Raw genomic sequence first — 25,272 nt, forward strand, 5'->3', positions numbered from 1 at the left:
CCGCCGGAGGCCTCGACACTGGCGACATGCGCCTGAGGTGAAATCGGGAAATTGGTCGGAGCGAGAGGATTCGAACCTCCGACCCCCTGCTCCCGAAGCAGGTGCGCTACCAGGCTGCGCTACGCTCCGACCGTGGAGCGGGGGTTAAACCTTCGCTGCGGCATTTGCAAGGGGGATGGCGGCAGTTTCACTCCGCCCGGTCACGGGCCTCGCGGCGGTTCAACATCACCGAAATGCGCGGCATCAGGCCGGTGTCATGCCGGCTGCGCGACTGCAGCACGGGCTGGTTTTCAGACACATGGCCCTTGTCCTCGCGCAGCACGATGTAGATGCCCGAAGCGATGATGATCGCGGCACCCAGGATGGTCAGCGTGTCGGGAGATTCGTCAAAGATCGCATAGCCAAAGATCGCCGCCCAGATCATCTGCGAATATTGCATCGGGGCCACGATCACCGCCTCGGCGGCGCGATAGGCGGCAATCACCAGCAGCATGGCCACGAAACCGAACAGCGCGATGATGCCCAGCATGCCGATATGCTCGATGGGCATCGGCTTGTAAACAAAGGGCAAAGCCAGCCCCAGCACCACAAAGTTCGCCATCATCGGATAGATCAGCAGCACGGCAGACCGCTCATCCTGGCCGATCTTGCGCACGATCACCGAGGCGAGGGATGAAAACACCGCCGCCGTCAGCGCCGCCAGATGCCCAAGCGCCAGATCGGCCCCGCCCGGGCGCAGCACGATCAGCACGCCCACCAGCCCCACCAGAATCGCAGCACCGCGCCGCATGCCCACTTTCTCGCCCAGAATCGGGATAGCCAGCAGCGTTATCAGCAAGGGCGCGGCAAACAGGATCGCATAGGTCTGCGCCAGCGGCAGCGTGGAAAACGCATAGAACGCCGACACCCCGGTGATCAGCGACGAGATGGTGCGGATCGCCGTCCACCACGGATGCCGGGGCAGCAGGTTGCCATCGGTGCGGTCGGTCAGCAGCATCACCGTGACCAGCGGCAGGCCGAACAGCACGCTGAAAAAGATGATCTGGATCGCGGAATATTGCCCGCCGAGGAATTTGACCACCACATCATGCGTGGCAAAGATGGCAAAGGCCAGCAGCGCGTATAGCGCGCCGCGCAGGTTTGATTTCATGGCGGGCATGGGGGCAGGACTTTCCTCAGGCTATCCTGCGGCCAATCTCGCCCGCCCCGCCCCCGAGTGCAAGGTGCAAGCGACAGGGGGCGGACACTGATATGCCAGTTCCCGCCCCCTGTTGCGCGAAAGCTTCGTCAAAGGCTGGCGTCAAGCGCCGCGATGATCGCGTCGCCCATGCCGGTGGTGGAAATTGGCGTGCCGCCCTCGGGGCCCATCAGATCGGCGGTGCGCAGACCATCGGCCAGCACCTTTTCCACCGCCGCCTCGACCCGCGCCGCCTCATCCCCCAGATCAAAGCTGTAGCGCAGCGCCATGGCAAAGCTCAGGATACAGGCGATCGGGTTGGCCAGCCCCTTGCCCGTGATGTCGGGGGCAGAGCCATGCACGGGCTCATACAGCGCCTTGGGCCGCCCGTTCGCCGCCGGGGCGCCAAGGCTGGCCGACGGCAGCATGCCCAGGCTGCCGGTCAGCATCGCGGCCAGGTCCGACAGAAGGTCGCCGAACAGGTTGTCTGTCACGATCACGTCGAACTGTTTGGGCCAGCGCGTCAGCTGCATTGCCCCGGCATCGGCATACATGTGGCTCAGCTCCACATCCGGGTATTCGTTGTCATGCACCCATTGCACCTCTTCGCGCCACAGGATGCCGGATTCCATCACATTGGCCTTCTCCATCGAGCAGACCTTGTTGTTGCGCCGCCGGGCCAGCTCGAACGCAGAGCGCGCCACGCGGCGAATCTCGTTCGTGGTGTAGCGCTGGGTGTTCACGCCCACGCGTCCGCCCTCGTTGTCGGGGAAGATACCGCGCGGTTCGCCGAAATAGACGCCGCTGGTCAGTTCGCGCACGATGACGATATCCAGACCTGCCACGATGTCACGCTTCAGGCTGGAAAAATCGGCCAGCGCATCAAAGCACTGGGCCGGGCGCAGGTTGGAAAACAGGTCCATCTCCTTGCGCAGGCGCAGCAGGCCGCGTTCGGGTTTCACGCTGAAATCAAGTGTGTCGTATTTGGGCCCGCCCACCGCACCCAGCAGCACGGCATCGACCTGCAGCGCCTTGGCCATCGTGTCGTCATGCAGGGGGGTGCCATGCACGTCATAGGCACAGCCGCCCACCAGATCTTCGGACACGTCGAAATGCACGCCGCGTTTCGTACCGAACCAGCCGATGATCTTTTTCACCTCGGCCATCACTTCGGGGCCGATGCCGTCACCGGCGAGGATGAGAAGGGAGGGATTGGCCAAGATATGCTCCTGCACAGGTCGGGAAAAGATGTGCAAACGGCCTAGCCGCTTGGGCGGAAAGGGTCAAGCGGGGCAGGGCGGCGCTGCCTGGCCGGGCGGGCTTTCAAAGGCGTGCTGGTCTGTGGCGGCCACTCTGTGGACGGCGGGCCGGGCACGCAGCACTGTCGCAACGCTTCGGCAGCGCCCCCTTGCCCGTTCCCCTGCGCTGTCAGGGAATCACGATATCGGCCCAGACAGGGGCATGGCGCGAGGCGGTGCTGGCAGTCGCAGCCAATGCCGTGCCGGGCGCGGGCCGCAGCACCCCCGCCGCGGTGATGCGCAGATCGACCGAGGGCAGCACATAATCCACCCGCAGCTTGCCGGGCCCGTCGCGGGCAGAGTAATCGGCGGTCGCGGGGCCATCGGCACCTTGTGGCAGCGGGTCGCGCAGCGCGGGATGCGCCAGCAGGCTGGCCATGGCGGCCGTGCGGCCCTGCCCGGCATGCAGGTCAAGATTGGCATTGCCCAGCAACACAAACGGTGGGGCGGGCGGCGGCTGCGCCATCTGCCCGCCCAGCAGCCGCAGCCAGAATGCGGCCTCGTCATGGTTGCGGCGGCCGTTGCGGTCTTCCGGCCCGTCAAACACCGGCGGGGTGGCATGCCAGGCCAGCAGGCGCAGGCGGCTGCCATCCGGCAGGATCAGCGGCACCTCCCAATGGGCCGTGGTGGACAGGCGCTGCACCGCCCGCACATCCGCCGCCATTTCGGCAGGCAAATCGGCCCCGGGCAGGTCGCGCCACAAGAGGCCCGAGTAATCTTGCAGCGCGGCCAGGTCAACCGGCAGCCGTGACAGCAGCGCCATCCCCCCGGCCCCGGCAAAGCGGCCATAGCCCTGGGCATCGCGTGCGCCGCCCCTGCGGCCGTCGCCATCCATGTCCAGCCCCGTGGCCATACCGGTGTTGGGCCGCAGGGCAAAGCGGTGGGGATAGTCCTGCCCGCCGGATGCCAGCGCATCGGCCAGCGCATGAAGCGCCAGCAGGTCGTGATCATAGTCGATTCCCGTCAGCAGGATCGCATCTGCGTCCACCGCCTTGATCATCGCCAGCACCGCCAGCACCTGTGGGTCGTCGCCCCGGCGGATGTCGCGCAACAGCAGACCCGGGCCGCGCCGCGCAAGTTCAGTGGTATAGGTGGCAATGCGCAATGTGTCGGCCAGCGCCATCAGCGGCAGCAATGCCCCGACAAATCCGGCGATCAGGCCGGCAAGTAGCCCTGACCAGAGGCCAGCCCACCCGAGCGCCGCTTGGCGCGGATCATCCCGGCAATGCGCCCCATGGCGATGCCGCGCATGAAAAGACTGGCGGGAAGGAATGCCCATGCGGCCATTGTCCAGATCAGGGTTTGCGATGACCCCATCAGCAGCGGCTCGAACGCGCCGCCGCCGAGTTTCACCGCGGCTGGAATCAAGAATGGCAGCAAAAAGCCTAAGGCGAGGTTAATCCGCGCGTCCCGCTCCAGCCGGCTGATCACGTCGCCACCTGCCGAAGGGTCAAACGTGGGCAGGTTGACCCAGACGTTGAACGCCCCGGTCTGCGTCGGCCAGCCCTTCAGCCGCATCAATACCACAAAGAACGCCAGCGATACCAATGCGATGAGATAACCCATGCCCGCCGCCGTGCGCACAGCCGCCACCTGTTCGGCGCTGGCTGAGGCGGGCAGCATCAGCGTGGCCAGCCGCACGGGGCTGTAGGGAAAATCCATCGCCTGCCCGATCAGCATGCCGACGGCCTGGGTCAGGATGGTCAGCGTCGTGGGTTCGGCCATGCCGCTCGCGATCAGCGTCAGCATCAGAACCGTGGCAAACAGCATGGCAAAACGCATGCGGTTGTAGGGTGCCGCATCTCGGAATTCGATCAGCCCGGGGTAGGTGGCGTTGTATTCCACAAAGGTCAGGGCCCCGGCGAACAGCGCGACCAGCGCCACCATCTGCTTGCCGTCCGACCCGACGCCGGGCAACAGCACCGAAGGCATGGCCACAAGTGCCATAACCAGAAAAGCCCTGAGCAACGCTCCTGCCAACCGCGAAAACACCGCGTATCCTTCCTCTGCCCGGGCGGGATGCGATGCCCCGTCCTGTTATGCGTTCCGGCATCCCCGCACGTTGCGGCGGGTTGTTGCCGTTGCCTCAATCCTGCCTAAATTGTGCCTTCTTTCTGCGAAGCCCGCAACTGTGCATTGAAAAAATCCAATCATTCCGGGCTGGGCAGCCGGAATGTGTCGCCGTGATGCATCAAAGACAGGCATGAAAAAGGGCCGCCCCGGGTGGGCGGCCCCAGATATTGTGGGGAATTGCTGGTCAGGCCCAAGGGCGCAATGTGGCCGCCCGCGCCTCGAAGCTGTCGATGGCGGCGGCCTTTTCCAGCGTCAGGCCAATGTCATCCAAGCCGTTGATAAGGCAATGCTTGCGGTGGCCGTCCACGTCAAAGGCAAAGCTCTGGCCATCCGAGGTGGTGACGGTCTGGCCTTCCAGATCGACAACCATGCGGGCATTGGCCCCCTTTCGGGCGTCGTCCATCAGCACATCGACCGCTTCCTTGGGCAGAACGATGGGCAGGATGCCGTTCTTGAAGCAGTTGTTGTAGAAGATGTCGGCAAAGCTGGTGGCGATCACACAGCGGATGCCGAAATCCAGCAGGGCCCATGGCGCATGTTCGCGCGAGGATCCGCAGCCGAAGTTGTCACCCGCCACGATGATTTCCGCGTTGCGCCAGGCGGGCTGGTTCAGCACGAAATCGGGGATCTCGGCCCCATCCTGGGTATAGCGCATCTCGTCAAACAGGTTCTTGCCAAGGCCGGTGCGGGCGATGGTTTTCAGGAACTGTTTCGGGATGATCATGTCGGTGTCGATATTGACCAGCGGCATGGGTGCCGCGATGCCGGTCAGGGTGGTGAACTTGTCCATCAGACCATCTCCCTCATCATCTCGCGCACGTCGGTCAAGTGGCCGGTGATCGCCGCAGCCGCCGCCATGGCGGGGCTGAGCAGATGGGTGCGGCCACCCCGGCCCTGACGGCCCTCGAAGTTGCGGTTCGACGTGGCCGCGCAACGCTCGCCCGGGGCCAACTGGTCGGGGTTCATCGCAAGGCACATGGAGCAGCCCGCCAGACGCCATTCAAACCCGGCGTCGATGAAGATCTGTGCCAGACCCTCTTCCTCCGCCTGCGCCCGCACCAGACCCGAGCCGGGAACGACCATGGCGCGGATGCCGTCTTTTTTCTTCTTGCCCTTCAGGATGGCCGCCGCCGCGCGCAGATCCTCGATCCGGCCATTGGTGCAGGAACCGATGAACACGGTGTCGATGGCAATGTCGGACAGTTTCTGGCCGGGGGTCAGGCCCATGTAGTCAAGGCTGCGCTGCACCGCCTCTGCCTTGCCGCCGGTGAAATCGGACGGGCTGGGCACCACGCCGGTGATCGGCAGCACGTCTTCGGGGCTGGTGCCCCATGTCACCACCGGGGCAATATCCTCGCCCTTGATCGTCACCACCTTGTCGAAATGCGCGCCCTCGTCGGTGAACAGGGTTTTCCAATAGGCGACGGCGGCTTCCCATGCCGCACCTTTGGGTGCGTGCGGGCGGCCCATGCAATAGGCGAAGGTTTTCTCGTCCGGTGCGATGAGGCCCGCGCGCGCGCCGCCCTCGATGGCCATGTTGCACACGGTCATGCGGCCTTCCATCGACAGTTCGCGGATCGCCTGCCCGCAATATTCGATGACATAGCCGGTGCCGCCCGCCGTGCCGGTTACACCGATGACGCTGAGGGTGATGTCTTTCGCGGTGACGCCGGGGCGCAGGGAGCCGGTGATCTCCACCTTCATGTTCTTGCCCTTGCGCTGGATCAACGTCTGGGTGGCCAGCACATGCTCCACTTCAGAGGTGCCGATGCCATGCGCGAGGCTGCCGAAGGCGCCGTGCGTCGCGGTGTGGCTGTCGCCGCAGACCACGGTCATGCCGGGCAGGGTCCAGCCCTGTTCGGGGCCGACGATATGCACGATGCCCTGCCGCACATCGGACACGGGGTAATAATGCACACCGAAATCGCGGGCGTTCTGGTCCAGCGCGGCCACCTGGATGCGGCTGTCCTCGGTCATGGTGGCGGCATTGGCGCGGTCCAGCGTGGTGGGCACGTTGTGATCGGGCACGGCGATGGTCTTTTCCGGCGCGCGGACGCGGCGCCCGGTCATGCGCAGGCCCTCAAAGGCTTGGGGGCTGGTGACTTCATGCACCAGATGGCGGTCGATATACAGCAGGCAGGTGCCGTCTTCGGCCTGGTGAACGACGTGGTCGTCCCAGATTTTGTCATACAGGGTTTTTGGGCCGGTCATGGCTCTCTCTCGCAGATGGCTGATGTCACGATATGCAGGGACGGCGCGCGCGATCAGAGGCGCGCGAGGACCGAAAGCGTCGCGCCATGAAACCGCCAGGGCAGCCGCGTGCGATCGTCTATGTCGAAAAACCGTATCATGACGGTTCTGATACGCCCGAATCCGGCATCAGGCAAGTGTTGGCGGGGCCGTGGCCCCGGCCCAGCCCGTGCGCGGTTGCATGATTGTTGAGGAAAACCGGGGCCTGCGACTGCTGAACTGGCCTTACAGATCGCGCCAGCGGGGCAGGCCGGCCCGCATAGCCTGCGCGCGGATGATGACGGCAAAGGCGATGCCGATGATGGTTGACATGACCAGGACGCCCGGCAAGCCCAGGCTGACAAGCCCGGCAATCGGCCCCCGGCTTGGCGCGCCCACATCCGGGGCCGAGACCAGCCACAGCACCCCGCCAAAGATGAAGAGCCCCAGCAGCAGGCCCGAGATGAACAGCGACAGCGCCGATTTGAAATGCAGAGGACGGACCGGCAGGCCCATCGCGGCAAGGCCGCGCATCAGGGGCGGAAAGCCCGCGTCGCGGCTGATGCCCGCTGCGGCCGCCACGGCCAGGGCGCGGTTCAGCCGGTCGCGGTAATTGCCGGGGCGGCCGCCCGTGGGGCGGGGTGCGGCAGCGGATGCGCGCTGCGTCTGGTGGTTCTGAGAAATGCGGGCAAGGCGGGCGTCAAAATCTCTGTCCGGCATGGCAACCTCTGGGTGTGGCGGATCGTGCGAGTTTCCCCAAGCCTGTCGCGCTGCTGTGGCGATTCTTTGGCGGCGAAGTGGCATTTTGCCTTGCACGCCAAGGTTGCGGCACGCCCCGCCGGCCCGGTCTGGTCGCGGATCGCTGCGCGGGCTGCGCGCATTGCCTGCAAACCCGGGCTGCAAACCGGCCAATTCGGGCAGGGCGCGGGCAGGATTCGGCCTTGCACACCAGCGTTTCAAGGCGTAGTCACAGCGCCTTCCTGCCGCGCCCGGTGCCTGTCATTGAGATTTGACCCGGGCGATGCTAGGCTTTGAGCTATGCCTTGCGCCGGGGCATGATCGGCGTGCAACACTTGGAGGACGATGTCCTGTCTCATTCTGACCCTGCGACCGGGCTGCCGGTCGGGCCGCGGCCTTCGCGCATGACGGCGACGCTGCCTTCCACCACCATGGCCGACCAGCCCACCAGCGAAGCGCTGCTTGCGCATGTGCTGGCCTCGCTGGAAGACGACAAGGCCGAAGAGATCGTGCAGATCGACCTGCGCGGGCGGTCTGACATGGCCGATTACATGGTGATATGTTCGGGCCGGTCGTCGCGCCAGGTGGCGGCAATCTCGGAAAAGCTGATGGACCGGTTGAAGGTTGATTTCAACCGCCTGTCCAAGGTCGAGGGCAAGGAAACCGGCGACTGGGTGCTGATCGACACGGGCGATGTGATCGTGCATGTGTTCCGCCCCGAAGTGCGCGAATTCTATCAGCTTGAAAAGATGTGGCTTCCGGGCGGCACCCAGGGGCTGTCTTCGGATATGATCCCCGACTGATGCGGTTGCATCTGTGCGCGGTGGGGCGGCTGAGGGCTGGCCCCGAGCGCGTATTGGTGGATGATTACCTGCAACGGTTTGACCGCACCGGGCGGGCCCTGGGCCTTGGCCCGGCGGCAGAGCACGAGGTGGAGGACAAGCGCGGCGGCGGGATGGAGGCCGAGGGCGACCTGCTGGCCCGGGCCGTTCCGCAGGGCGCGCTGCTGGCGGTGCTGGATGAACGCGGGCGCGTGCTGCCCAGCCCTGAATTTGCCGCGCAACTCGCCCGGTGGCGCGATGGCGGGCGGCATGATGTGGCCTTTGTGATCGGCGGGGCCGATGGCCTTGCCCCCGCCCTGCGCGACCGCGCGGATTTCGCGCTGTCCTTCGGGGCGATGGTCTGGCCGCACATGCTGGTGCGGGTGATGCTGGCCGAACAGCTTTACCGCGCCGCGACGATTCTGGCGGGCGGGCCGTATCACCGGGCCTGACGCTCAGATCAGCCAGACCCTGCCATGCGGGGGCAGCACCACGGCCCCGTCATGCGGCGTGACCGGCTGATCCGACAGCGCGTCATGCAGCAGGGACACACCCTGCGCGCGGATGAAATCCAGCGGCACATGGCGCCAGTCTTCGGCAAAGTTGAACAGGCACAGCACCGGCCCCGCGGGGGCGCGGCGGGTAAAGGCAAAGATGCCGGGGATGCCGGTTAGAAGCATGTCGGTCGGCACCGCGCCATGCAGGGCGGGGGTGGCCTTGCGCCGCGCAAGGATGTGGCGCAGGCCGCGGAACACCCGCGCGCCGGGGCGGCCACTTTCCTCGCGCGCGGCGGCTGCTTGCCAGTCCATCACCGGGCGGTGCAGCCAGCGGCTGTCATGCGCGTGGTCGGGCCGGTCGCGGTAGCTGTAATCGTTCAGCATGGCCAGCTCATCACCCATATAGATCAGGGGAATGCCGCCAAAGGCCGCGATCAGCGCATGGCCCAGCAGTATGCGCTGCACGGCGGCATCCTCGGCCCCCGCATCGCCCGCCGCCTTTTCCAGCCCGGCCAGCGACGCGAAACTGCCGGATATGCGCTTGTCACCCGTCGCCTCGTTCACCTGAAACGGCAGGCCCTTGGCGAAGGAACCGGGGAAGCCACCTTCGTAGAACTCTGACAGATAGGCGCGGTGGCCGGGGCCGCTGATGCCAAGCGCCGCCGCATCCTCGTCGGTGATGGCCCAGCCGATGTCGTCATGACAGCGGATATAGGTGGCATAGGTGGCGTTGCTCAGCACCGGCGGGAAATGCGTGCGCAGCACATGGGTCATCATCGTGGTGTCGCGGGTGGCCAGCGCCGACCAGAACTGCACCATCAGGCTGTTGTGATAGGCAAGGTTGCCCTCTTTGCCATCATGCCTGCCGCGGCCGAAGTAGGGCAGCATTTCGGCGGGGGCCACGATCGCCTCTTCCAGATGGATCAGCGCCGGGGTGGCGATGCGGCTGCACGCCCGCAGGGCTTGCAGGATCATGTGCACCTCGGGTTCCGACTGGCAGCGCGTGCCCATGCGTTTCCACATGAAGGCCACGGCATCCAGCCGCACCACATCCACGCCCTGATTGGCAAGGTTCAGCATGATGTCCACGATTTCCACGAACACCTGCGGGTTGGCCCAGTTCAGATCCCACTGGTGTTCGTTGAACGTCGTCCAGACCCATTTGCCAAAGTCGTAATGGGTGAAATTGCCGGGGGCATTGTCGGGGAACACCTCGACCAGCGTTTGTTCATACCGCTTTGGAAGCGTGTCATCGTCGAACATCAGGTAGTAATCCTGATATTTCGCATGGCCCTTGGCGGCCTTTTTCGCCCAGGCATGTTCCTTGGCGGTGTGGTTCAGCACCAGATCGACGCACAGGCAGATGCCGCGTGCCCGCAGCGCCGCCGCCACCTCGGCAAAATCAGCCATCGTGCCATAGGCGGGGTTGATGGCGCGGTAATCCATCACCGAATAGCCGCCGTCGCTGTCGCCGGGGCGCGGTTTCAGGCAGGGCATGAAATGGACATAGGTGATGCCAAGGTCTTGCAGGTAATCGAGTTTGTCCAGAACGCCCTTCAGCGTGCCGGCAAAACGGTCGATGTAGAACACATAGCCCGCGCGGTCTGACCGCTGAAACCAGTCGGGCTCCAGATCGCGTTGCAGATCCAGCCGGCGCAGGTCATCGGGGCGGGATTTCCATGCCTTGCGCAGGGTTTTCAGCAAGGTTTCGCAAAAGGCGGGGTAATCGGGGCGCTGGCCATAAAGCGCCTCCAGCATCGGCCAGAGGTCGGGCGCGCTGCGGTTCAGGCGCAGCGTGAAGATCTCGTCATCCGTGACGCGCGGACTGGCTGGCATGGCATCCTCCCCCTGAATGGCGTTAGGATAAGCGGGCCAAAGCGGTTTGAGAAGGGGTGTCAGCGGATGATCAGCCGGGTTTCGTGGCGGATGCGGTTGGCGATCCACAACAGGTCTGCCCGGGCAAAGGCCACGCAGCCCGCGGTGGGGTAGCGCGGCCTGCGCCATGTGTGGATGAAGATGGCCGAACCTTTGCCCGGCGTCGCCTCGGGCCAGTTCCAGTCGGTGATCAGGATCAGGTCATAGAGCGGGTCGGGCCGGGTCAGGCTTTCATGGCCGAAAGGGTGGGGGCGCCGCACCATCAGGTTGTAGTTGGGGTCGGTCACGTCATCTGACCACAGGTCGCCGGGGCCGATGGGCAGCGCCCAGTCCGGCAACCGGGCGGGGGCCAGACGATGAGGGCGATACAGCAGGCCCACGATGCGGTGGGTGCCGCGCGGGGTCGCGCCGTCGCCCTCGCGCTTTGCATCAGTGATGCCGCCGCGCCCGATGGCGCAGGGGAAACGGCGGCCCATGAAACGCGCGCCCTGCCGACCCACCACAATGTCGGACGCCTTCACAGCAGATGCCCCGATTTGGCGGCCTTGGTCGCCAGATAATCCGCGTTCTGCGCGGTCTGGCCCACATGCAGCGGCACCCGTTCGGCAACATGGATGCCGTTGCTTTCCATCATCGCCAGCTTGCGCGGGTTGTTGGTCAAAAGCCGCACGGCGGAAAAGCCCATCTGCCGCAGGATGCCCGCGCCAAGGCGGAAATCACGCTCGTCATCCTCGAATCCCAGCCGGTGATTGGCCTGCACCGTGTCGAACCCCTGATCCTGCAAGGCATAGGCGCGCATCTTGTTGGCAAGGCCAATGCCGCGCCCTTCTTGGTTCAGATACAGCAGCACGCCCGCGCCCGCCGCGCCCATCTGCGCCAAAGCCGCGCGCAGTTGCGGCCCGCAATCGCATTTCAGCGATCCCAGCACATCGCCGGTGAAACAGGCCGAATGCAGCCGGGCCAGCACGGGGGCGGAACGGTCTGGGCGGCCGATCTCGATGGCGTAATGTTCCTCGCCACCATCCTCGGGGCGGAAGATATGCACGCGGCCTGCGGTGGAGGCGACCATGGGCAGCCGGGCCGACACCACCGGATGCAGCGGGGATGCGCGCAGCAGTTCGGGCGCAGCCTCGGCCAGCGGGATCAGCGTCAGGCCGTGGCGACCGGCCAAGGCAAGCCCGTCAGGCACTGGCAACACCAGTGCGGCGGGCAGCAGATGCGCCGATTTGGCCAGCGCAATCGCGGCGCGGTGCAGGTCGGCGGGGCCATCGCGCAACGACTGGAACGGGCCTTTCATCGGCACGCGCAGGTCATCCACCGGGTCGGCCATGGCATGCAGCCAGTCCAGCCCGGCATCGGGGGGCAGGGCGATGCGCGCCAGATCGCCGTCATAGGCGCGCACCTTCAGCGTTTCCGCCCGCCGCACGGTGATCGCCAGTTCCGGCTGGCCCATGGCGCGCAATTCGGCCAGACGCGGGGCCTCCAGCGATTCCACCGCCACGACCAGCGCGGCACGGCCCGCATCGGTCAGCACCACCGGCACGCCCATGCGCAGATCGCCGCGCGCGCGGGCAAGACGTTCGACGATGCTGGGGGCAAGGGTCATGCGGGCTTCCTTTCCCCGCCTGTCTAGCCTTGGCTGTCGGAAATTGAAACATATCCCCGCCAGGCGACACGTCCGCGTGAGTAAACTGTCGCATAGCTTGCCGAAATGGTCAGGGGCGCGCATCTGGGATCACAGGAAGAGGAGCAACACAATGGCATCCTTACGGAAAATTCTGCTGGTCGACGATGATGACGACCTGCGCGAGGCGCTTAGCGAGCAATTGGTGATGACCGAGGATTTCGACGTGTTCGAAGCCGGGTCGGGCGCCGAGGGCATGGAAAAGGCGAAGGCCGCGCTTTACGATCTGGTGATCCTTGATGTGGGCCTGCCCGATACCGACGGGCGCGAGTTGTGCCGCCGCATGCGCAAGCAGGGCGTCAAATGCCCGATCCTGATGCTGACGGGCCATGATTCGGACGCCGACACGATTCTGGGGCTGGACGCGGGCGCGAATGATTATGTGACCAAGCCGTTCAAGTTTCCGGTGTTGCTGGCGCGCATCAGGGCGCAGCTGCGCACGCATGAACAATCCGAAGATGCCGTGTTCCAGTTGGGCCCCTATACGTTCAAACCCGCGCAGAAAATGCTGGTTGACGAAAAGGAAAAGAAAATCCGCCTGACCGAGAAAGAGACGAACATCCTGAAGTATCTTTACCGCGCATCGCAAGGTGTGGTGGCACGGGATATCTTGCTTCACGAGGTCTGGGGGTATAATGCTGGCGTTACAACCCACACGCTAGAGACCCACATCTACCGGTTGCGCCAGAAGATCGAACCCGATCCGTCGAATGCGCGGCTGCTGGTGACCGAAAGCGGTGGCTACCGCCTTGTTGCCTGATGGTCGTATTGTTGCCCTAATTGCACGGTATATGGTAATTATGGCGCAACTGTTTCGCCCACGAGTTCCCCTCGCCGTGTCGGGGTCATGACACGGCACCTCCCTGTTGGACCTGGCCGGGCCTTGTGCCCGGCCTTTTTTTGCCCTCAGCGGTCCAGCCGCAGGCGGAAGGCCACGATAAGGCACAACACCGCCATCCCTGCCGCCGCCACGACAAACGGCAGCCGCAGCGCCAGATCGCGGCCCAGCGGCTCGGCCGCCATTGCCACCATCGCGCCGCCGAACAGCGCCCCCAAGGGCATCGAGCCCCAGCCGAAGAACCGGTAGATGCTGTTGACCCGGCCCAGAATTTCGCCGGGGATCTTCCGCTGGCGGTAGGACACCGTGACCACGTTCCACAGCATCGACGCCGCCGCCTCGATGAACAGCGCGATCCCGGCCACGACGGGCGAGGCCCAGAGCGCCAGCAGCAGATAGCCGCCCAGAAACACCGCCATTGCTGCCACCAGACTGGCGCGCATGCCCAGCCTTGCCGCCACCCGGGGCGCCACCAGCCCGCCGATGACACCGCCCGCCGCCCCGCAGGTCAGCAAAAGGCCATGGCCAAGGGCGGTCAGCCCCAGCACCTCTTGCGCGTAAAGCACCAGAATGGTGAAGCAGCCGATATGCAGGAAATTCACGCAGCCCAGCATCAGCGCCAGATGCAGGATTGTCTTGTGCGCCCAGATCCACAGCGCCCCCTCGCGCAGCGCGGCGAAGAACCGCTGCGGGGCGGGGGCCGCGCGGGGTGGCAGCACCATCAGCCAGACCAACAGCGCGGCCAGCGCAAAGGTGGCGGCATCAAAGCCGAAGGGCACGGCAATGCCCAGCCCGATCAGCACCCCGGCCAGGGGCGGGCCGATGAACTGGCCCGTCACCTGTTCCGCGCTCCACATCTGGCCATTGGCACGCTCCAGATCCTGCGGAGCCACCACGCGGGGCAGGATGGTTTGGGCGGCGTTGTCGCGCAGCACCTCGGCGCTGCCCAGAAGGAAGGCCAGCAGCGCCAGCGGCCAGATCACCTGCCCCTGCGCCGGGGCGGAAAGCGCCAGCGCCACGATGCCCAGTGTCAGCCCGCAGCGCAGCAGATCGGCCCGCGCCATCAGGCGGCGGTGGTCGGCACGGTCGGTCCAGACCCCCGCGGGCAGGGCAAACAGAAGCCATGGCAGGCGCTGCGCCGCCGCCACCAGCCCGATCAGCACCGGGTCGCGGGTCAGAAGCGTGGCAAACCACGGCAGCGCCAGTGCCGACACGCCATCGCCCAGATTGGTCACAATGCTGGAGGAAAACAGCAGGCGGAAGTTGCGGTTGGTGCGCAGCAAGGATGCGGTCATGGCAGCCCTTTCCGGGTGGCAGGCAGGCCACGCTCCCGCTATCGTGCGGCCAAGTCAACCCGGAGACAGCCATGCCCTTCACCCTCGCCACCTGGAACATCAATTCGGTGCGGCTGCGCGAACCTTTGGTGCTGCGGCTTCTGGGTGAGGAAACGCCCGACATCCTGTGCCTTCAGGAATGCAAAAGCCCGGTGGACAAGATCCCGCTGGAGGCGTTTCATGGGCTGGGCTACCGCTATCTCGTGGCGCGGGGGCAGAAGGGTTACAACGGCGTCGCCATCCTGTCGAAACTGCCGATCATGGATGCGGGCGACAAGGATTTCGCCCAGCTTGGCCATGCGCGGCATGTGGCGGCGCGGCTGGAAAACGGCGTGACCATCCACAACTGCTATGTGCCCGCCGGGGGCGACATCCCCGACCGCGCGCTGAACGAGAAGTTCGGGCAGAAACTGGATTACCTGACCGAACTGCGCGATTATTTCCGGTGGGAGCGGCCCGACCGCGCCATTCTGGTGGGCGATCTGAACATCGCGCCCCGCGAGGATGACGTGTGGAACCACAAGGCGCTGCTGAAGATCGTCAGCCATACGCCGGTGGAGGTGGAGCATCTGCTGGCCGCCATGGAATCGGGGGCCTGGGTGGACGTGACGCGTAAGGACATTCCCGAAGGCCTGCTGTATTCGTGGTGGTCCTACCGCTCGCCCGACTGGGATGCCGCAGACAAGGGCCGCAGGCTGGACCATATCTGGGCCACGCCCGACATCGCCGGGGCCGCCCATTCCAGCCGCATCCTTCGCGCCGTGCGGGGGTGGGAACAGCCATCCGACCACGCGCCGGTGTTTGCGACGTTTGATCTGTGATCGCCCGCGCGCGTCTGAAATCCGCACTTGCCCCGCACAAGGCTTCGCCGCAAACCTGACCGGATGGGCGGCTGAGCGGGGGCGGATATGGCGCTGACACGGCGGGCGTTGTTGCTGGGGGGCGGGGCTGCGCTGGGTGCCTATGGCGCGCGGGCGCTGGCACCGGACGGCTTTTCCACCACGGGCGCGGGGCTGATCGTGCCGGGCGGTGGCGACGGCCTGCTGAACGACGCCAGTTTGTTGAGCGAAACCCCGGTGTTCCGGCAGGCCGGTTTCAATGACACCGATACGGCGCTGGTTGATGCGCTGCGGGCCGAACTGGCGGCGGCGCGGGCCGAGGGCCGGGCGGTGAACATCGGGGCGGCGCGGCATTCGATGGGCGGGCAGGCCATTCCGCGCGATGGCCATGCGCTGTCGCTGGACAATGCCGCTGTGGTGGTCAGCGGTGATACCTACCGGGTGCAGGCGGGGGCGCGCTGGCGGCAGGTGATCGCGGCGCTTGATCCGCTGGGCCTGTCGCCCAAAGTGATGCAATCGAACCATGATTTCGGCGTGGCGGCGACGTTCAGCGTCAACGCCCATGGCTGGCCCGCGCCGCTGGGGCCGATGGGGGCAACCGTTTTGTCGCTTGGCATGGTGCTGGCCGATGGCAGTGCGATCCGCGCCTCGCGCGACGAAAACACCGCGATCTTCAATGCGGCGATGGGCGGCTATGGCCTGATCGGCCTGATCACCGATCTGGAGGTGCAGGCCGCGCCGAACCTGTTGTTGGAACCCACATTCGCCGTGATGCAGGCCCGGGATTTCAGCACCGCCTTTGCCGGGGCGATGGGGCCGGATGTGCCCATGGCCTATGGCCGGCTGAACGTGGACCGCGCGGGGTTTTTCACCGAGGCTATGTTGGTCACATACCGCGCGGCGGCGGATCAGGGCGATCTGCCGCCTGCTTCCGGCTCGGGTGCGCTGTCGCATGCCTCGCGGCATATCTTCCGCGCGCAGCTGGGGTCGGATTGGGTGAAGCGCCGCCGATGGGGCATCGAGACCGGCATCGGCGCGCGGCTGGCAGGGGCCGCCACCCGCAACAGCCTGCTGAACGAGCCTGTCATCACGCTGGATGACCGCGACCCCACGCGCACCGACATATTGCACGAATATTTCGTGGCACCCGAGGCGTTTCCGGCCTTTCTGGAGGTCTGCCGCGCGATCATCCCGGCGTCCTATCAGGATCTGCTGAATGTGACGCTGCGCTGGGTGGCGCAGGACGCCGAAAGCCTGTTGTCCTATGCCCCCGACGGGCCGCGCATCGCCGCCGTCATGCTGTTCAGCCAGGAAATGACCGCCCGGGCCGAGGCCGACATGGCGCGGATGACCGCCGCGCTGATCGGGGCGGTGCAGGGCATCGGCGGCAGCTATTACCTGCCCTACCGGCTGCATGCCACGCAGGCGCAATTCCGGCAGGGCTATGCGCGGGCGGCAGAGTTCGTGGCGCTGAAGCGGCAGCTTGACCCGGGGCTGGTACTGCGCAACGCGCTGTGGGACAGATACATGGCGGATATATGAGGGGCAGGATGGGCGGGCATCAGAAAATCGCGCTGGGGTATTTCGTGGTGCTGCTGGGGGCGGCGGCGCTGAACTACATTCCCGGGCTGACCGATGCCGATGGCCGCGCCTTCGGCATCTTTGCGCTGGATCTGTTTGACGATGCGCTGCATCTGGCCTCGGCCCTGTGGGCGCTGGCGGCGGCGCTGATCTCGGCCCGGGCGGCGCGGATGTTCCTTGTGCTGTTCGGCGCGCTGTATCTGGCGGATGGGCTGATGGGGCTGGCGTTCGGGTCCGGCTATCTGGATTTCGGGATATTCACCAACGGCGTGGTGGCGCTGCCCTTTGGGTTCAAGATACTGGCCAACCTGCCACATATCGGGCTGGGCGGTGTGGCGCTGGTGGCGGGGTTGCGGCGGTGAGGGTGTTCGGGCGCATTCTGGGGCGGGTGCTGCTGGTGGCCGCGCTGCTGCTGGCGGTCGTGCTTGCACCGGTGGCCTATACCGAAACTGCCTGCCGTGGTGCGGTGGCGGCTGATGATTATGCGCCCATTCTGCCAGAGGCGGACCGGCGCGCGGAATCGCGCACATTCCTGACCTGGCCTGAATGGCATATCGTGCATGCCTATGACGATTATGCGGCGGTGATCGCGGCGGGCAATCCGCATGATTTCGGTTTCCTGCGCAGCATCGGGGGGTTCTGGTCGTCGCTGTGCACTCTGAACCAGGTAGCGTCGGGGCATGGTGGCGCGACATGGCAGACCAAGCAGATGGTCTATGTCATCGGTGTATCCTTTACCGCCGAACTGTTGCTGAAGGCGGCGTATGAGGAAACGCTGGGCCGGATGGCGACCATGATACGTGGCAGGGCGCATGCGCCGCTGGATGATCTTTCGGCGCAGCAAGCGGCGGAATACGCACGGTTTCTGCAACAGGTGCCGTGGTACAAATGGGATTTCCGCGCCGATGCGGCGGCGCTGGCGGCGGGCAGCAGCGGCGTGTTCCGCGACCGCGAGCGGCGTTTGGCGCTGGGGCTGGAATACCACGCCAAGGCCGCCTATGCGGGGCTGATCGCGGCGGCGGTGGCAGGTGTGGGGGGCGATGCGCTGACCCTGCGGGCGGTGATCGGCGGGATGACGCCCGAGGCGCTGGCGGCTGTGCCTGGCGTGACGGTGATCGGCACCCGCCCCGAGGGGGTGGAGGTGGAAACGCCGCGCTACCGCGCCTTTACCGAACTGGCGGTGCTGCTGGCGGCTGAAGGCGCGGATTTCGTGGAGATTGCCGGGAATGACGACATCATGCTCAGCGTGATCGCGGATGCGCCGTTGTATGCCGGCGCGCTGTTGAGCCTGCCCCGGCAGGGCCATTCTGGCACGCGGCACTTGCTGGTGGTCAAGGTCGCCGGTCTGGCTGATGCGCTGCGCGGGCTGGCGGATGGTGCGGCGCGGCTGGAGCATGTGCATGACTATTGACGGACGGCTGTGGGCGGCTGGCCTGACTTTGGTTCTGCTGGGCTGGATCGGCGTGCTGGCACTGGTGATGCGGCTGTCGGGCGCGGCCCCGGCGGCGCTGGTGATTGTGCCGCCGGGCGGGCTGGCGGACCTGCCCGCAGGCGTGGCGGTGCTGTCGCGCGGCCCGTTCAGCGTGACGGTGTCGGGCGGCGCAGGCTTGGTGGCGGCGCTTTATGGCGCGGGGGCGCTCTTGGTGCTGCCCGCCGGGCTGACCGGCTGTTTGCCGCAGGATGCGGGCTAGGCCAAATTTTTTGCAGGAAAAAATTTGGTGCGGAACGCCACCGGCGGTGCCGGTCGCCACGGGCCGGGGCGCTCCGCGGGGGATATTTGAAGACAGAAAATGCCTTCAGATCATGGCTTTGATGGCCCCAGCCACGGCATCTGCCAGTGCGGCATGCGCCAGCTTGTCATAGTGGATACCGTCCACCGGGCTGGTCTTTATCACCTGTCCCGCATTCAGGAAACCGATGCCGCGCGCGGCGGCGAGGGCAGCGTAAAGCGGGGCCAGTGCCTGCGATTTGGCCGCCGATCCGATGAATTCGCTGGCGATGGGGCCAAGCTCCTGCACCGGGGGCGGGCAGATCAGGAGCACCTTGAAGCCGCCGTGGCGGGTCTGCATCTCTTGCCCCAGCGCGATGTCGAGCAGGCCCGCGATGCCGGCCGTGACCATGTCGGGCGAGGCGCCGAAGCGGGTTTTCACGTCATTGGTGCCCAGCATGAGTGTCATCACATCGACAGGGCCATGGCTTTGCAGGGCGATTTTCAGGCCCCACTGGCCATTCATGTGGTCGCCCATCACCGGATCGGCGAATTGCGCGGTGCGGCCCGGCAGGCCCGCCTCGGCCAGTTCCCAGCCCGGGCCAAGCGCCGCATGAGCGCGGGTGGGCCAGCGGGTTGCGGCATCAAAGCGGTGGTAGTCGCCACGTGTGACGATGGGCGGGGTGCCGTGGGTGTTGCTGTCGCCGAAGGTCAGAAGGAAGGGCATGGCGGACCTCGTTGCTGGTCATGGGCCGCCGGCGGCGGCGCGGGAAAGGGGCAGGCGCGGTGTGCGCCCGGCCGCCGAAAATGGCGGGGCCGGGCGCGGGCGTCAGGTGCGCGGGTCAGGCGTCGGCCAGCACATCCTGGCGCTGCTGGCCGAGGCCAGCGATGCCCAGTTCCACCACATCGCCCGGTTTCAGAAAGCGCGGCGGCTTGAAGCCCATGCCCACGCCGGGCGGGGTTCCGGTGGAGATGATGTCGCCGGGGTGCAGCGTCATGAACTGCGACAGGTAGCTGACGATATGGGCCACGCCGTAGACCATGGTGCGGGTGGAGCCGTTCTGCACCGTCTCGCCGTTCACGGTCAGCCACATGGCCAGATCCTGCGGATCGGCCACCGCGTCGCGTGTCACCAGCCAGGGGCCGATCTGGCCGAAGCTGTCGCAGCTTTTGCCCTTGGTCCACTGGCCGGAACGCTCGTTCTGGAAGGAGCGCTCGCTGACGTCATTGGTCACGGCATAGCCCGCCACATGGGCCAGAGCATCTGCCTCGGCCACATATTTGGCGCGGGTGCCGATGATGACGGCAAGCTCCACCTCCCAGTCGGTCTTGACGGCGCCGCGGGGGATCACGATCGGATCGTTGGGGCCGACGATGGCCGAGGTGGCCTTCATGAAGATCACGGGCTCGGGTGGCACGGCCATGCCAGATTCCGCCGCATGGTCGGCATAGTTCAGGCCGATGCAGATGAATTTGCCGGTGCCGGTCACGCAGGGGCCCAGCCGGTTGGCGGGATCGACCACTGGCAGGCTGGCGGCATCAAGGCCGCGCAGCATGGCCAGACCCGCATCCGACAGGATCGCGCCGCCGATGTCGGGCACCAGCCCCGTCAGGTCGCGGATCGTGCCGTCGGAATGCAGCAGGCCGGGGCGCTCGGCGCCTGCGGGGCCGTGGCGGAGAAGTTTCATGGTCGGTCCTCGGTCGGTGGCGCGGGTGCCGTTTGACCGGGCATGCGCCAGTGGGAAAGGAAGTGGTCGTGAAGCAATGCGCCGGATCATGGCGGTTGCCCCGTTCGGCTGCAAGAACCGCCGGACGGAAATTTGCCCGGCATGCCGCGCAATATCGGGCGCAAGGTGGATGGCGTCATCCCCATGGCCCGAAGCCCCTTGGCCTTTCGCCCTCCGATGCCATATACCGGACAGGATTTTCAGCCGAGGGAGACAGGCATGTTCGGGTTTGGTGACAAGGCTCCGGCAGCCCCAGCGGCGGCATCCGCCACGATCAAGGACACATCCGAGGCCACCTTCATGGCCGATGTGATCGAGGCCAGCCGCGAGGCGCCGGTGGTTGTCGATTTCTGGGCGCCCTGGTGCGGCCCCTGCAAGACGCTGGGCCCCATGTTGGAGGCAGCGGTGAAGGCGACCGGCGGCAAGGTGCGCATGGTCAAGGTGAATGTGGATGAGAACCAGCGCATTGCGGCGCAGTTGCGGGTGCAGTCCATCCCCACCGTCTTTGCCTTCTGGCAGGGTCAGCCGGTTGATGCGTTTCAGGGCGCGCTGCCTGCGTCAGACCTGAAGAAATTCGTCGAAAAACTGGCGGCGCTGGCCGGTGACGGCGGGCTGGGCGAGGCGCTGGAAGCCGCGGAACAGATGCTGGCCGAGGGTGCTGTGGTGGATGCCGCCGAAACCTTTGCCGCCATCCTGGGCGAAGAGCCGGGCAATGCCCCCGCCTATGCCGGGCTGATCCGTTGCCATCTGGCGCTGGGCGAACTGGATCAGGCGCAGGCCTTTGCCGATGCCGCCCCGGCCCCCATTGCCAAGGCCAAGGAGATCGAGGCGGCGCGTGCCCAGATCGAACTGGCGCGGCAGGCCGCCAATGCGGGTCCGGAAACCGAGTTGCGCGCGGCGGTCGAGGCTGACCCCGCCGACCATCAGGCGCGGTTTGATCTGGCGCTGGCGCTGCATGCCGCAGGCAAGGTGGACGAGGCGGTGGACCAGTTGCTTGACCTGTTCCGCCGTGACCGCGAATGGAACGGTGGCGCGGCCCGGGCGCAGTTGATGACCATCTTCGAGGCGCTGAAGCCGCAGGATCCCATCGTGCTGAAGGGCCGCCGCCGCCTGTCGTCGATGATCTTTGCATGAATGGCAAAGTCGCAGGGCCGGGTCATTGCCCGGCCCCGGTCGCGGCCTAGGTTGCAGGGCATGATAAAATCAGCCGACCTTCCCGAGACGATCGCGGTCTTTCCCCTGCCGGGGGCGCTGCTGCTGCCCCGTGCGCGCCTGCCGCTGCACATCTTCGAGCCGCGCTATCTGCAGATGCTGGAAGACGCGATGAAGACGCGGCACCGGCTGATCGGCATGGTGCAGCCGCGCGAGGTTCCGGGCGGGCATCCCGCTGGCCAGCCGGGCGAAAAGCGGCTGCAAGCCATTGGCTGTGCCGGGCGGCTGACCGGATTTTCCGAAACCGAGGACGGGCGTTACATGATCACGCTGTCGGGCATCTCGCGGTTTCGCGTGCTGTCCGAAGTGCAGGGCTTCACCCCCTACCGCCGCTGTCTGGTCGATTGGGCGCCCTTTGCCCGCGATCTGGGTGGCGTCGAGGCCGACAGCGGGTTTCACCGCAGCGAATTTCTGGCGCTGCTGGGGCGCTATTTCGCGGCGATGGAGCTTTCGACCGACTGGGGCAGCCTGAAAGAGGCGGAGGAGGAGCTGCTGATCAACTCGCTGTCGATGCTGTGCCCCTTTGCGCCTGAGGACAAGCAGGCGCTGCTGGAGGCGCCCTCGCTGGAAACCCGGCGCGAAACGCTGGTGACGCTGATCGAATTCGCCCTGCGCGGCGGATCGGGCGACGAGGTGATGCAATGACCGAAGGGGCGGTGTTCGACAGGCGGATGCTGGAGGCGCTGGTCTGCCCGGTGACGCAGGGGCCGCTTTCCTATGATGCCGAGGTGGGCCGGCTGGTATCACGTGCGGCGGGGCTGGCGTTTCCGATACGCGACGGGATACCGATCATGCTGGTGTCGGAAGCGCGCGAGATCTGAGGCGGGGCGTATGGGGCCGAGGCCGGGGGGCTTTGCACCCCCAAGCCCGGCCACGGCCGGGCGTTCTTCGCGGAAATCGTCCACCGGACGATTTCTTGTCGCTCATCACCCCCCGTGGGACATTTGGTGGCAGAAAATGTCAGGAGGGTGGTTCGGAGCGAACCCTGCGCCGCTTGACCGCAGATCAGATCGGCTTGCCCTGCAAGAGTTTCGGCAGATCGCCGGTCAGCCCCGCCGCCTGCCGCATGAAAGCGCGGCGCAGGGGCGGCAAGGCGTTGACCGCGCCAAGGCCCAGATCGCGGCCCAGCCGAAGCAGGGGGTTGTCATTGGAAAACAACCGGTTCACCGCATCCATCCCCAGTGCCAGCGCGGTCGCGTCAAACCGGCGCCAGTGCTGATAGCGGTTCAGCACGTCGGGCGCGCCTATGTCTTCGCCGCGCCGGTGGGCCAGTGTCACCACCTCGGCCAAAGCCGCCACGTCGCGCAGGCCCAGGTTCAGCCCCTGACCTGCCAGCGGATGCACGCCATGCGCGGCGTCGCCCACCAGCGCGAGCCTTGGCGCGATGAAGCTGTTGGCAAGGCTGAGCGACAGGGGATAGGTGAACCGCGTGCCCGCCAGCGCAATGTCGCCCAGAAAGTCACCGAAGCGGGGGCGCAGGGCGGTCAGATAATCCGTGTCAGACAGGGCCTGAATTGCGGCGGCCTGTGCGTCGGGCTCGGCCCATACGATCGAGCTGAAGTTGCCGGGCAGAGGCAGGATGGCCAGCGGCCCCGCGGGCATGAAATACTGGTGCGCGATGCCGTGGTGCGGGCGTTCATGGGCGATGGCGGTGACAAGGGCGGTCTGGCCATAGGCCCAGCCGCTGCGGCCGATCCCCGCGCGGGTGGCGGTGCCGCTGCCGCGCCCGTCGCAGCCCACCAGCAGTTTGCCCGACAGGCTGGCCCCCGAGGCGAGTGTGACAGAAGCCCCGGTGGCCGTTACCGCCTGCGCCACCACGGTCTCGCCTGAAAGCAACGTGATGCGCGGATCCTCCGCCATGGCGTTGCGGAAGGCGGTGTAAAGGAACCGGTCCTCCAGCAGGAAGCCCATCGGGCCTTCCTCGATCTCGGCATGGTCGAAGGTCAGGAAGAACGGCGCGGGGCGTTCGCCCGCCCGGCCGTCGCTGGCCTTGATTTGCAGGATCGGCTGCGCCCTGTGGCCCACCGCGGGCCAGACCCCCAGCATGCCCAGCAGCCGTTGCGAGGCGATGGCCAGCGCATAGGCGCGCCCGTCGAACCCCGGTTCGGTCCGGTCGGGTGCGGGGCGCGCGTCGATCACCGTGACGGAAAGCCCCGCCTGCGCCAGCGCGAGTGCCAGCGCCGGGCCGTTCAGCCCGCCCCCGGCGATGAGAATATCGGCATCCTGTGTCATGGTGCAAATATGGTGGTCCGCGCGGGATTGTCCATGCGCCGGAGTGCCGCTAGCGTCAGGCAAAACGGGGGGATGGGGCATGACGAACTGGCTTTACCGGACGGCGGGCGATCTGGGGCGTGACATCGGGGCCGGGCGGATTCACCCGGTGGAACTGACCGAGGCGTTTCTGGATGCGGCAGCGGCCCATCCCGATGGCGGGCGCATATATGCCCGGCTGACCGAAGGCCGTGCGCGGGCCGAGGCGATGGCGGCGGCGGCGCGCGCCAAGGACGGGCGGCGGCGGGGCGTGCTGGATGGTGTGCCGGTGTCGTGGAAAGACCTGTTCGACACGGCGGATGCGGCGACCGAGGCCGGTTCGGCGCTGCTGAAAGGCCGGGTTCCGCTGCGCGATGCCGGGGTGCTGACCAATGCCACGGGGCAGGGGCTGGTGTGTCTGGGCAAGACCCACATGTCGGAGCTGGCATTTTCGGGGCTGGGGCTGAACCCGGTCACGGCGACGCCGCCTTGCGTGAATGATCCGGCGGCGGTGCCGGGGGGGTCATCTTCCGGGGCGGCGGCCTCGGTCGCTTTCGGGCTGGCGGCGGCGGCCATCGGGTCGGATACCGGGGGGTCGGTGCGGATACCGGCGGCCTGGAACGATCTGGTGGGGCTGAAGACCACGGCAGGGCGGCTGTCCGTGGCGGGCACGGTGCCGCTGTGCGAGGCGTTTGACACCATCGGCCCGCTGGCCCGCAGCACCGAGGATTGCGCGCTGCTGCTGGCCGCGCTGGAGGGGGGCACGCCCGCCGATCTGCGCGGGGCCAGCCTCAGCGGCGCGCGGCTGCTGGTGCTGGATACCGTGGCGATGGACGGGCTGCGCGACGCGCCCGCCAAGGGTTTCGAGGGCGCCGTGGCGCGGTTTGTCGCCGCTGGCGCGGTGATTGAACACGGTCGCATTCCGGCGGTGTCCGAGGCGATGGCGATGGCCGCGCTGCTGTTCAGCACCGAAGCCTATGGCACATGGCGCGAGGTGATCGAGGCCAACCCCGGCCTGATGTTCCCCCGCATTCTGGAACGCTTCCGGTCAGGGGCCACGGCCACCGCTGCCGATTACATCGCGGGCTGGCGCAGGCTGCGCGAATTGCGCGCGGTCTGGGCCGAGGCGACGGCGGGCTATGATGCCGTGATCCTGCCCACCGCGCCGATCTTGCCACCCGATGCGGCCCGGCTGATGACCGACGACACCTATTATGTCACCGAAAACCTGCTGGCGCTGCGCAACACCCGCATCGGCAACCTGTTTGGCCTTTGTGCCGTGACGCTGCCCACCGGCCAGCCCTCGTGCGGGATCAGCCTTATGGGCGGGCCGAGGGCCGAGGAACGGCTGCTGCGTCTGGCCCATGCCGCCGAACGGGCACTGGGCTAGG

General features: G+C 66.4%; 26 protein-coding genes and 1 tRNA gene. 12 read left to right on the forward strand and 15 right to left on the reverse strand.

Going from position 1 to position 25,272, the window contains the following annotated elements:
- Positions 1-52: 52 nt before the first annotated feature.
- The 8 genes from GEU84_RS18405 to GEU84_RS18440 form a co-directional block, all read right to left on the reverse strand.
- Positions 53-129, reverse strand: a tRNA-Pro gene (locus GEU84_RS18405).
- A 58-nt stretch (positions 130-187) separates the two neighbouring features.
- On the reverse strand, positions 188-1,150 hold the full coding sequence (locus GEU84_RS18410; protein WP_152825236.1) for a DMT family transporter: 963 nt from the start codon (positions 1,148-1,150) through the stop codon (positions 188-190).
- A gap of 137 nt (positions 1,151-1,287) precedes the next feature.
- Complete coding sequence (gene leuB / locus GEU84_RS18415) at positions 1,288-2,397, reverse strand: 3-isopropylmalate dehydrogenase (protein ID WP_152825238.1); 1,110 nt, start codon at positions 2,395-2,397, stop codon at positions 1,288-1,290.
- A gap of 208 nt (positions 2,398-2,605) precedes the next feature.
- Positions 2,606-3,598: an endonuclease/exonuclease/phosphatase family protein gene (locus tag GEU84_RS18420; protein ID WP_152825773.1), complete on the reverse strand. Its 993-nt coding sequence runs from the start codon at positions 3,596-3,598 to the stop codon at positions 2,606-2,608.
- Positions 3,599-3,630: 32 nt separating this feature from the next.
- Positions 3,631-4,422, reverse strand: coding sequence for a hypothetical protein (locus GEU84_RS18425; RefSeq protein ID WP_152825240.1), 792 nt, complete (start codon positions 4,420-4,422; stop codon positions 3,631-3,633).
- 310 nt (positions 4,423-4,732) lie between these two features.
- Positions 4,733-5,338 (reverse strand): 3-isopropylmalate dehydratase small subunit, encoded by a 606-nt coding sequence (gene leuD / locus GEU84_RS18430; RefSeq protein WP_152825242.1) that lies wholly within the window; start codon positions 5,336-5,338, stop codon positions 4,733-4,735.
- Positions 5,338-6,759 carry a 3-isopropylmalate dehydratase large subunit gene (gene leuC / locus GEU84_RS18435; RefSeq protein ID WP_152825245.1) on the reverse strand — a complete coding sequence of 474 codons (1,422 nt, stop codon included), beginning with the start codon at positions 6,757-6,759 and terminating at the stop codon, positions 5,338-5,340. Before leuC ends, leuD begins: the two co-directional genes overlap by 1 nt.
- Before the next feature lie 264 nt (positions 6,760-7,023).
- Positions 7,024-7,497, reverse strand: coding sequence for a DUF6404 family protein (locus GEU84_RS18440; RefSeq protein WP_152825247.1), 474 nt, complete (start codon positions 7,495-7,497; stop codon positions 7,024-7,026).
- Positions 7,498-7,985: 488 nt separating this feature from the next.
- On the opposite strand from GEU84_RS18440, the gene rsfS reads away from it, so the two are divergent.
- Entirely contained in the window at positions 7,986-8,318 is a 333-nt protein-coding gene (gene rsfS / locus GEU84_RS18445) for a ribosome silencing factor (RefSeq protein ID WP_420899295.1), read from the forward strand.
- Positions 8,318-8,788, forward strand: a complete 471-nt coding sequence (rlmH, locus tag GEU84_RS18450; protein WP_152825249.1) for a 23S rRNA (pseudouridine(1915)-N(3))-methyltransferase RlmH — start codon at positions 8,318-8,320, stop codon at positions 8,786-8,788. Before rsfS ends, rlmH begins: the two co-directional genes overlap by 1 nt.
- A gap of 3 nt (positions 8,789-8,791) precedes the next feature.
- Here the strand turns inward: rlmH and GEU84_RS18455 are convergent, their stop codons facing one another.
- From GEU84_RS18455 to ribA, 3 genes are read right to left on the reverse strand one after another with little or no spacing between them, the layout of a single operon-like run.
- Positions 8,792-10,669, reverse strand: coding sequence for an amylosucrase (locus GEU84_RS18455; protein WP_152825251.1), 1,878 nt, complete (start codon positions 10,667-10,669; stop codon positions 8,792-8,794).
- A gap of 59 nt (positions 10,670-10,728) precedes the next feature.
- Entirely contained in the window at positions 10,729-11,184 is a 456-nt protein-coding gene (locus tag GEU84_RS18460) for a L,D-transpeptidase family protein (protein ID WP_152825253.1), read from the reverse strand.
- Between the two features lie 41 nt (positions 11,185-11,225).
- Positions 11,226-12,314: a GTP cyclohydrolase II gene (ribA, locus tag GEU84_RS18465; RefSeq protein ID WP_152825255.1), complete on the reverse strand. Its 1,089-nt coding sequence runs from the start codon at positions 12,312-12,314 to the stop codon at positions 11,226-11,228.
- Between the two features lie 151 nt (positions 12,315-12,465).
- Between ribA and GEU84_RS18470 the strand changes: the two genes are divergently transcribed.
- Positions 12,466-13,152, forward strand: coding sequence for a response regulator transcription factor (locus GEU84_RS18470; protein ID WP_152825257.1), 687 nt, complete (start codon positions 12,466-12,468; stop codon positions 13,150-13,152).
- Positions 13,153-13,298: 146 nt separating this feature from the next.
- Here the strand turns inward: GEU84_RS18470 and GEU84_RS18475 are convergent, their stop codons facing one another.
- The gene (locus GEU84_RS18475; protein ID WP_152825259.1) at positions 13,299-14,525 is read right to left on the reverse strand and encodes an MFS transporter; all 1,227 of its coding nucleotides are present in this window, start codon (positions 14,523-14,525) and stop codon (positions 13,299-13,301) included.
- A gap of 71 nt (positions 14,526-14,596) precedes the next feature.
- On the opposite strand from GEU84_RS18475, the gene GEU84_RS18480 reads away from it, so the two are divergent.
- The 5 genes from GEU84_RS18480 to GEU84_RS18500 all read left to right on the forward strand — a co-directional run bounded on the left by GEU84_RS18480 (position 14,597) and on the right by GEU84_RS18500 (position 18,675).
- Positions 14,597-15,385, forward strand: coding sequence for an exodeoxyribonuclease III (locus tag GEU84_RS18480; RefSeq protein ID WP_152825261.1), 789 nt, complete (start codon positions 14,597-14,599; stop codon positions 15,383-15,385).
- A gap of 87 nt (positions 15,386-15,472) precedes the next feature.
- Entirely contained in the window at positions 15,473-16,945 is a 1,473-nt protein-coding gene (locus GEU84_RS18485) for an FAD-binding protein (protein ID WP_152825263.1), read from the forward strand.
- Complete coding sequence (locus GEU84_RS18490) at positions 16,942-17,346, forward strand: DUF4383 domain-containing protein (RefSeq protein WP_338144834.1); 405 nt, start codon at positions 16,942-16,944, stop codon at positions 17,344-17,346. Before GEU84_RS18485 ends, GEU84_RS18490 begins: the two co-directional genes overlap by 4 nt.
- Positions 17,343-18,395 (forward strand): hypothetical protein, encoded by a 1,053-nt coding sequence (locus GEU84_RS18495; protein ID WP_174539989.1) that lies wholly within the window; start codon positions 17,343-17,345, stop codon positions 18,393-18,395. Before GEU84_RS18490 ends, GEU84_RS18495 begins: the two co-directional genes overlap by 4 nt.
- Positions 18,385-18,675, forward strand: coding sequence for a hypothetical protein (locus GEU84_RS18500; RefSeq protein ID WP_152825265.1), 291 nt, complete (start codon positions 18,385-18,387; stop codon positions 18,673-18,675). Before GEU84_RS18495 ends, GEU84_RS18500 begins: the two co-directional genes overlap by 11 nt.
- Before the next feature lie 105 nt (positions 18,676-18,780).
- Here GEU84_RS18500 and GEU84_RS18505 read toward each other — a convergent pair whose 3' ends face one another.
- Positions 18,781-19,419: a GDSL-type esterase/lipase family protein gene (locus tag GEU84_RS18505; RefSeq protein ID WP_152825267.1), complete on the reverse strand. Its 639-nt coding sequence runs from the start codon at positions 19,417-19,419 to the stop codon at positions 18,781-18,783.
- 115 nt (positions 19,420-19,534) lie between these two features.
- Positions 19,535-20,380, reverse strand: a complete 846-nt coding sequence (locus GEU84_RS18510; RefSeq protein ID WP_152825269.1) for a fumarylacetoacetate hydrolase family protein — start codon at positions 20,378-20,380, stop codon at positions 19,535-19,537.
- A 258-nt stretch (positions 20,381-20,638) separates the two neighbouring features.
- On the opposite strand from GEU84_RS18510, the gene trxA reads away from it, so the two are divergent.
- From trxA to GEU84_RS18525, 3 genes are read left to right on the forward strand one after another with little or no spacing between them, the layout of a single operon-like run.
- On the forward strand, positions 20,639-21,553 hold the full coding sequence (gene trxA, locus GEU84_RS18515; protein ID WP_152825271.1) for a thioredoxin: 915 nt from the start codon (positions 20,639-20,641) through the stop codon (positions 21,551-21,553).
- Positions 21,554-21,613: 60 nt separating this feature from the next.
- On the forward strand, positions 21,614-22,276 hold the full coding sequence (locus GEU84_RS18520) for an LON peptidase substrate-binding domain-containing protein (RefSeq protein WP_152825273.1): 663 nt from the start codon (positions 21,614-21,616) through the stop codon (positions 22,274-22,276).
- Positions 22,273-22,452 carry a Trm112 family protein gene (locus GEU84_RS18525; protein WP_152825275.1) on the forward strand — a complete coding sequence of 60 codons (180 nt, stop codon included), beginning with the start codon at positions 22,273-22,275 and terminating at the stop codon, positions 22,450-22,452. The genes GEU84_RS18520 and GEU84_RS18525 overlap by 4 nt, the downstream gene beginning before the upstream one ends.
- A gap of 184 nt (positions 22,453-22,636) precedes the next feature.
- Here the strand turns inward: GEU84_RS18525 and GEU84_RS18530 are convergent, their stop codons facing one another.
- Complete coding sequence (locus GEU84_RS18530; protein WP_152825277.1) at positions 22,637-23,863, reverse strand: UbiH/UbiF/VisC/COQ6 family ubiquinone biosynthesis hydroxylase; 1,227 nt, start codon at positions 23,861-23,863, stop codon at positions 22,637-22,639.
- A 79-nt stretch (positions 23,864-23,942) separates the two neighbouring features.
- Here GEU84_RS18530 and GEU84_RS18535 point away from each other — a divergent pair, with 79 nt between their 5' ends.
- Positions 23,943-25,271 carry an amidase gene (locus tag GEU84_RS18535; protein ID WP_152825279.1) on the forward strand — a complete coding sequence of 443 codons (1,329 nt, stop codon included), beginning with the start codon at positions 23,943-23,945 and terminating at the stop codon, positions 25,269-25,271.
- The last annotated feature ends 1 nt before the right edge of the window (position 25,272 follow it).

This window comes from Fertoeibacter niger (genome assembly GCF_009380135.2).
Classification (GTDB): Bacteria; Pseudomonadota; Alphaproteobacteria; order Rhodobacterales; family Rhodobacteraceae; genus Fertoeibacter; species Fertoeibacter niger.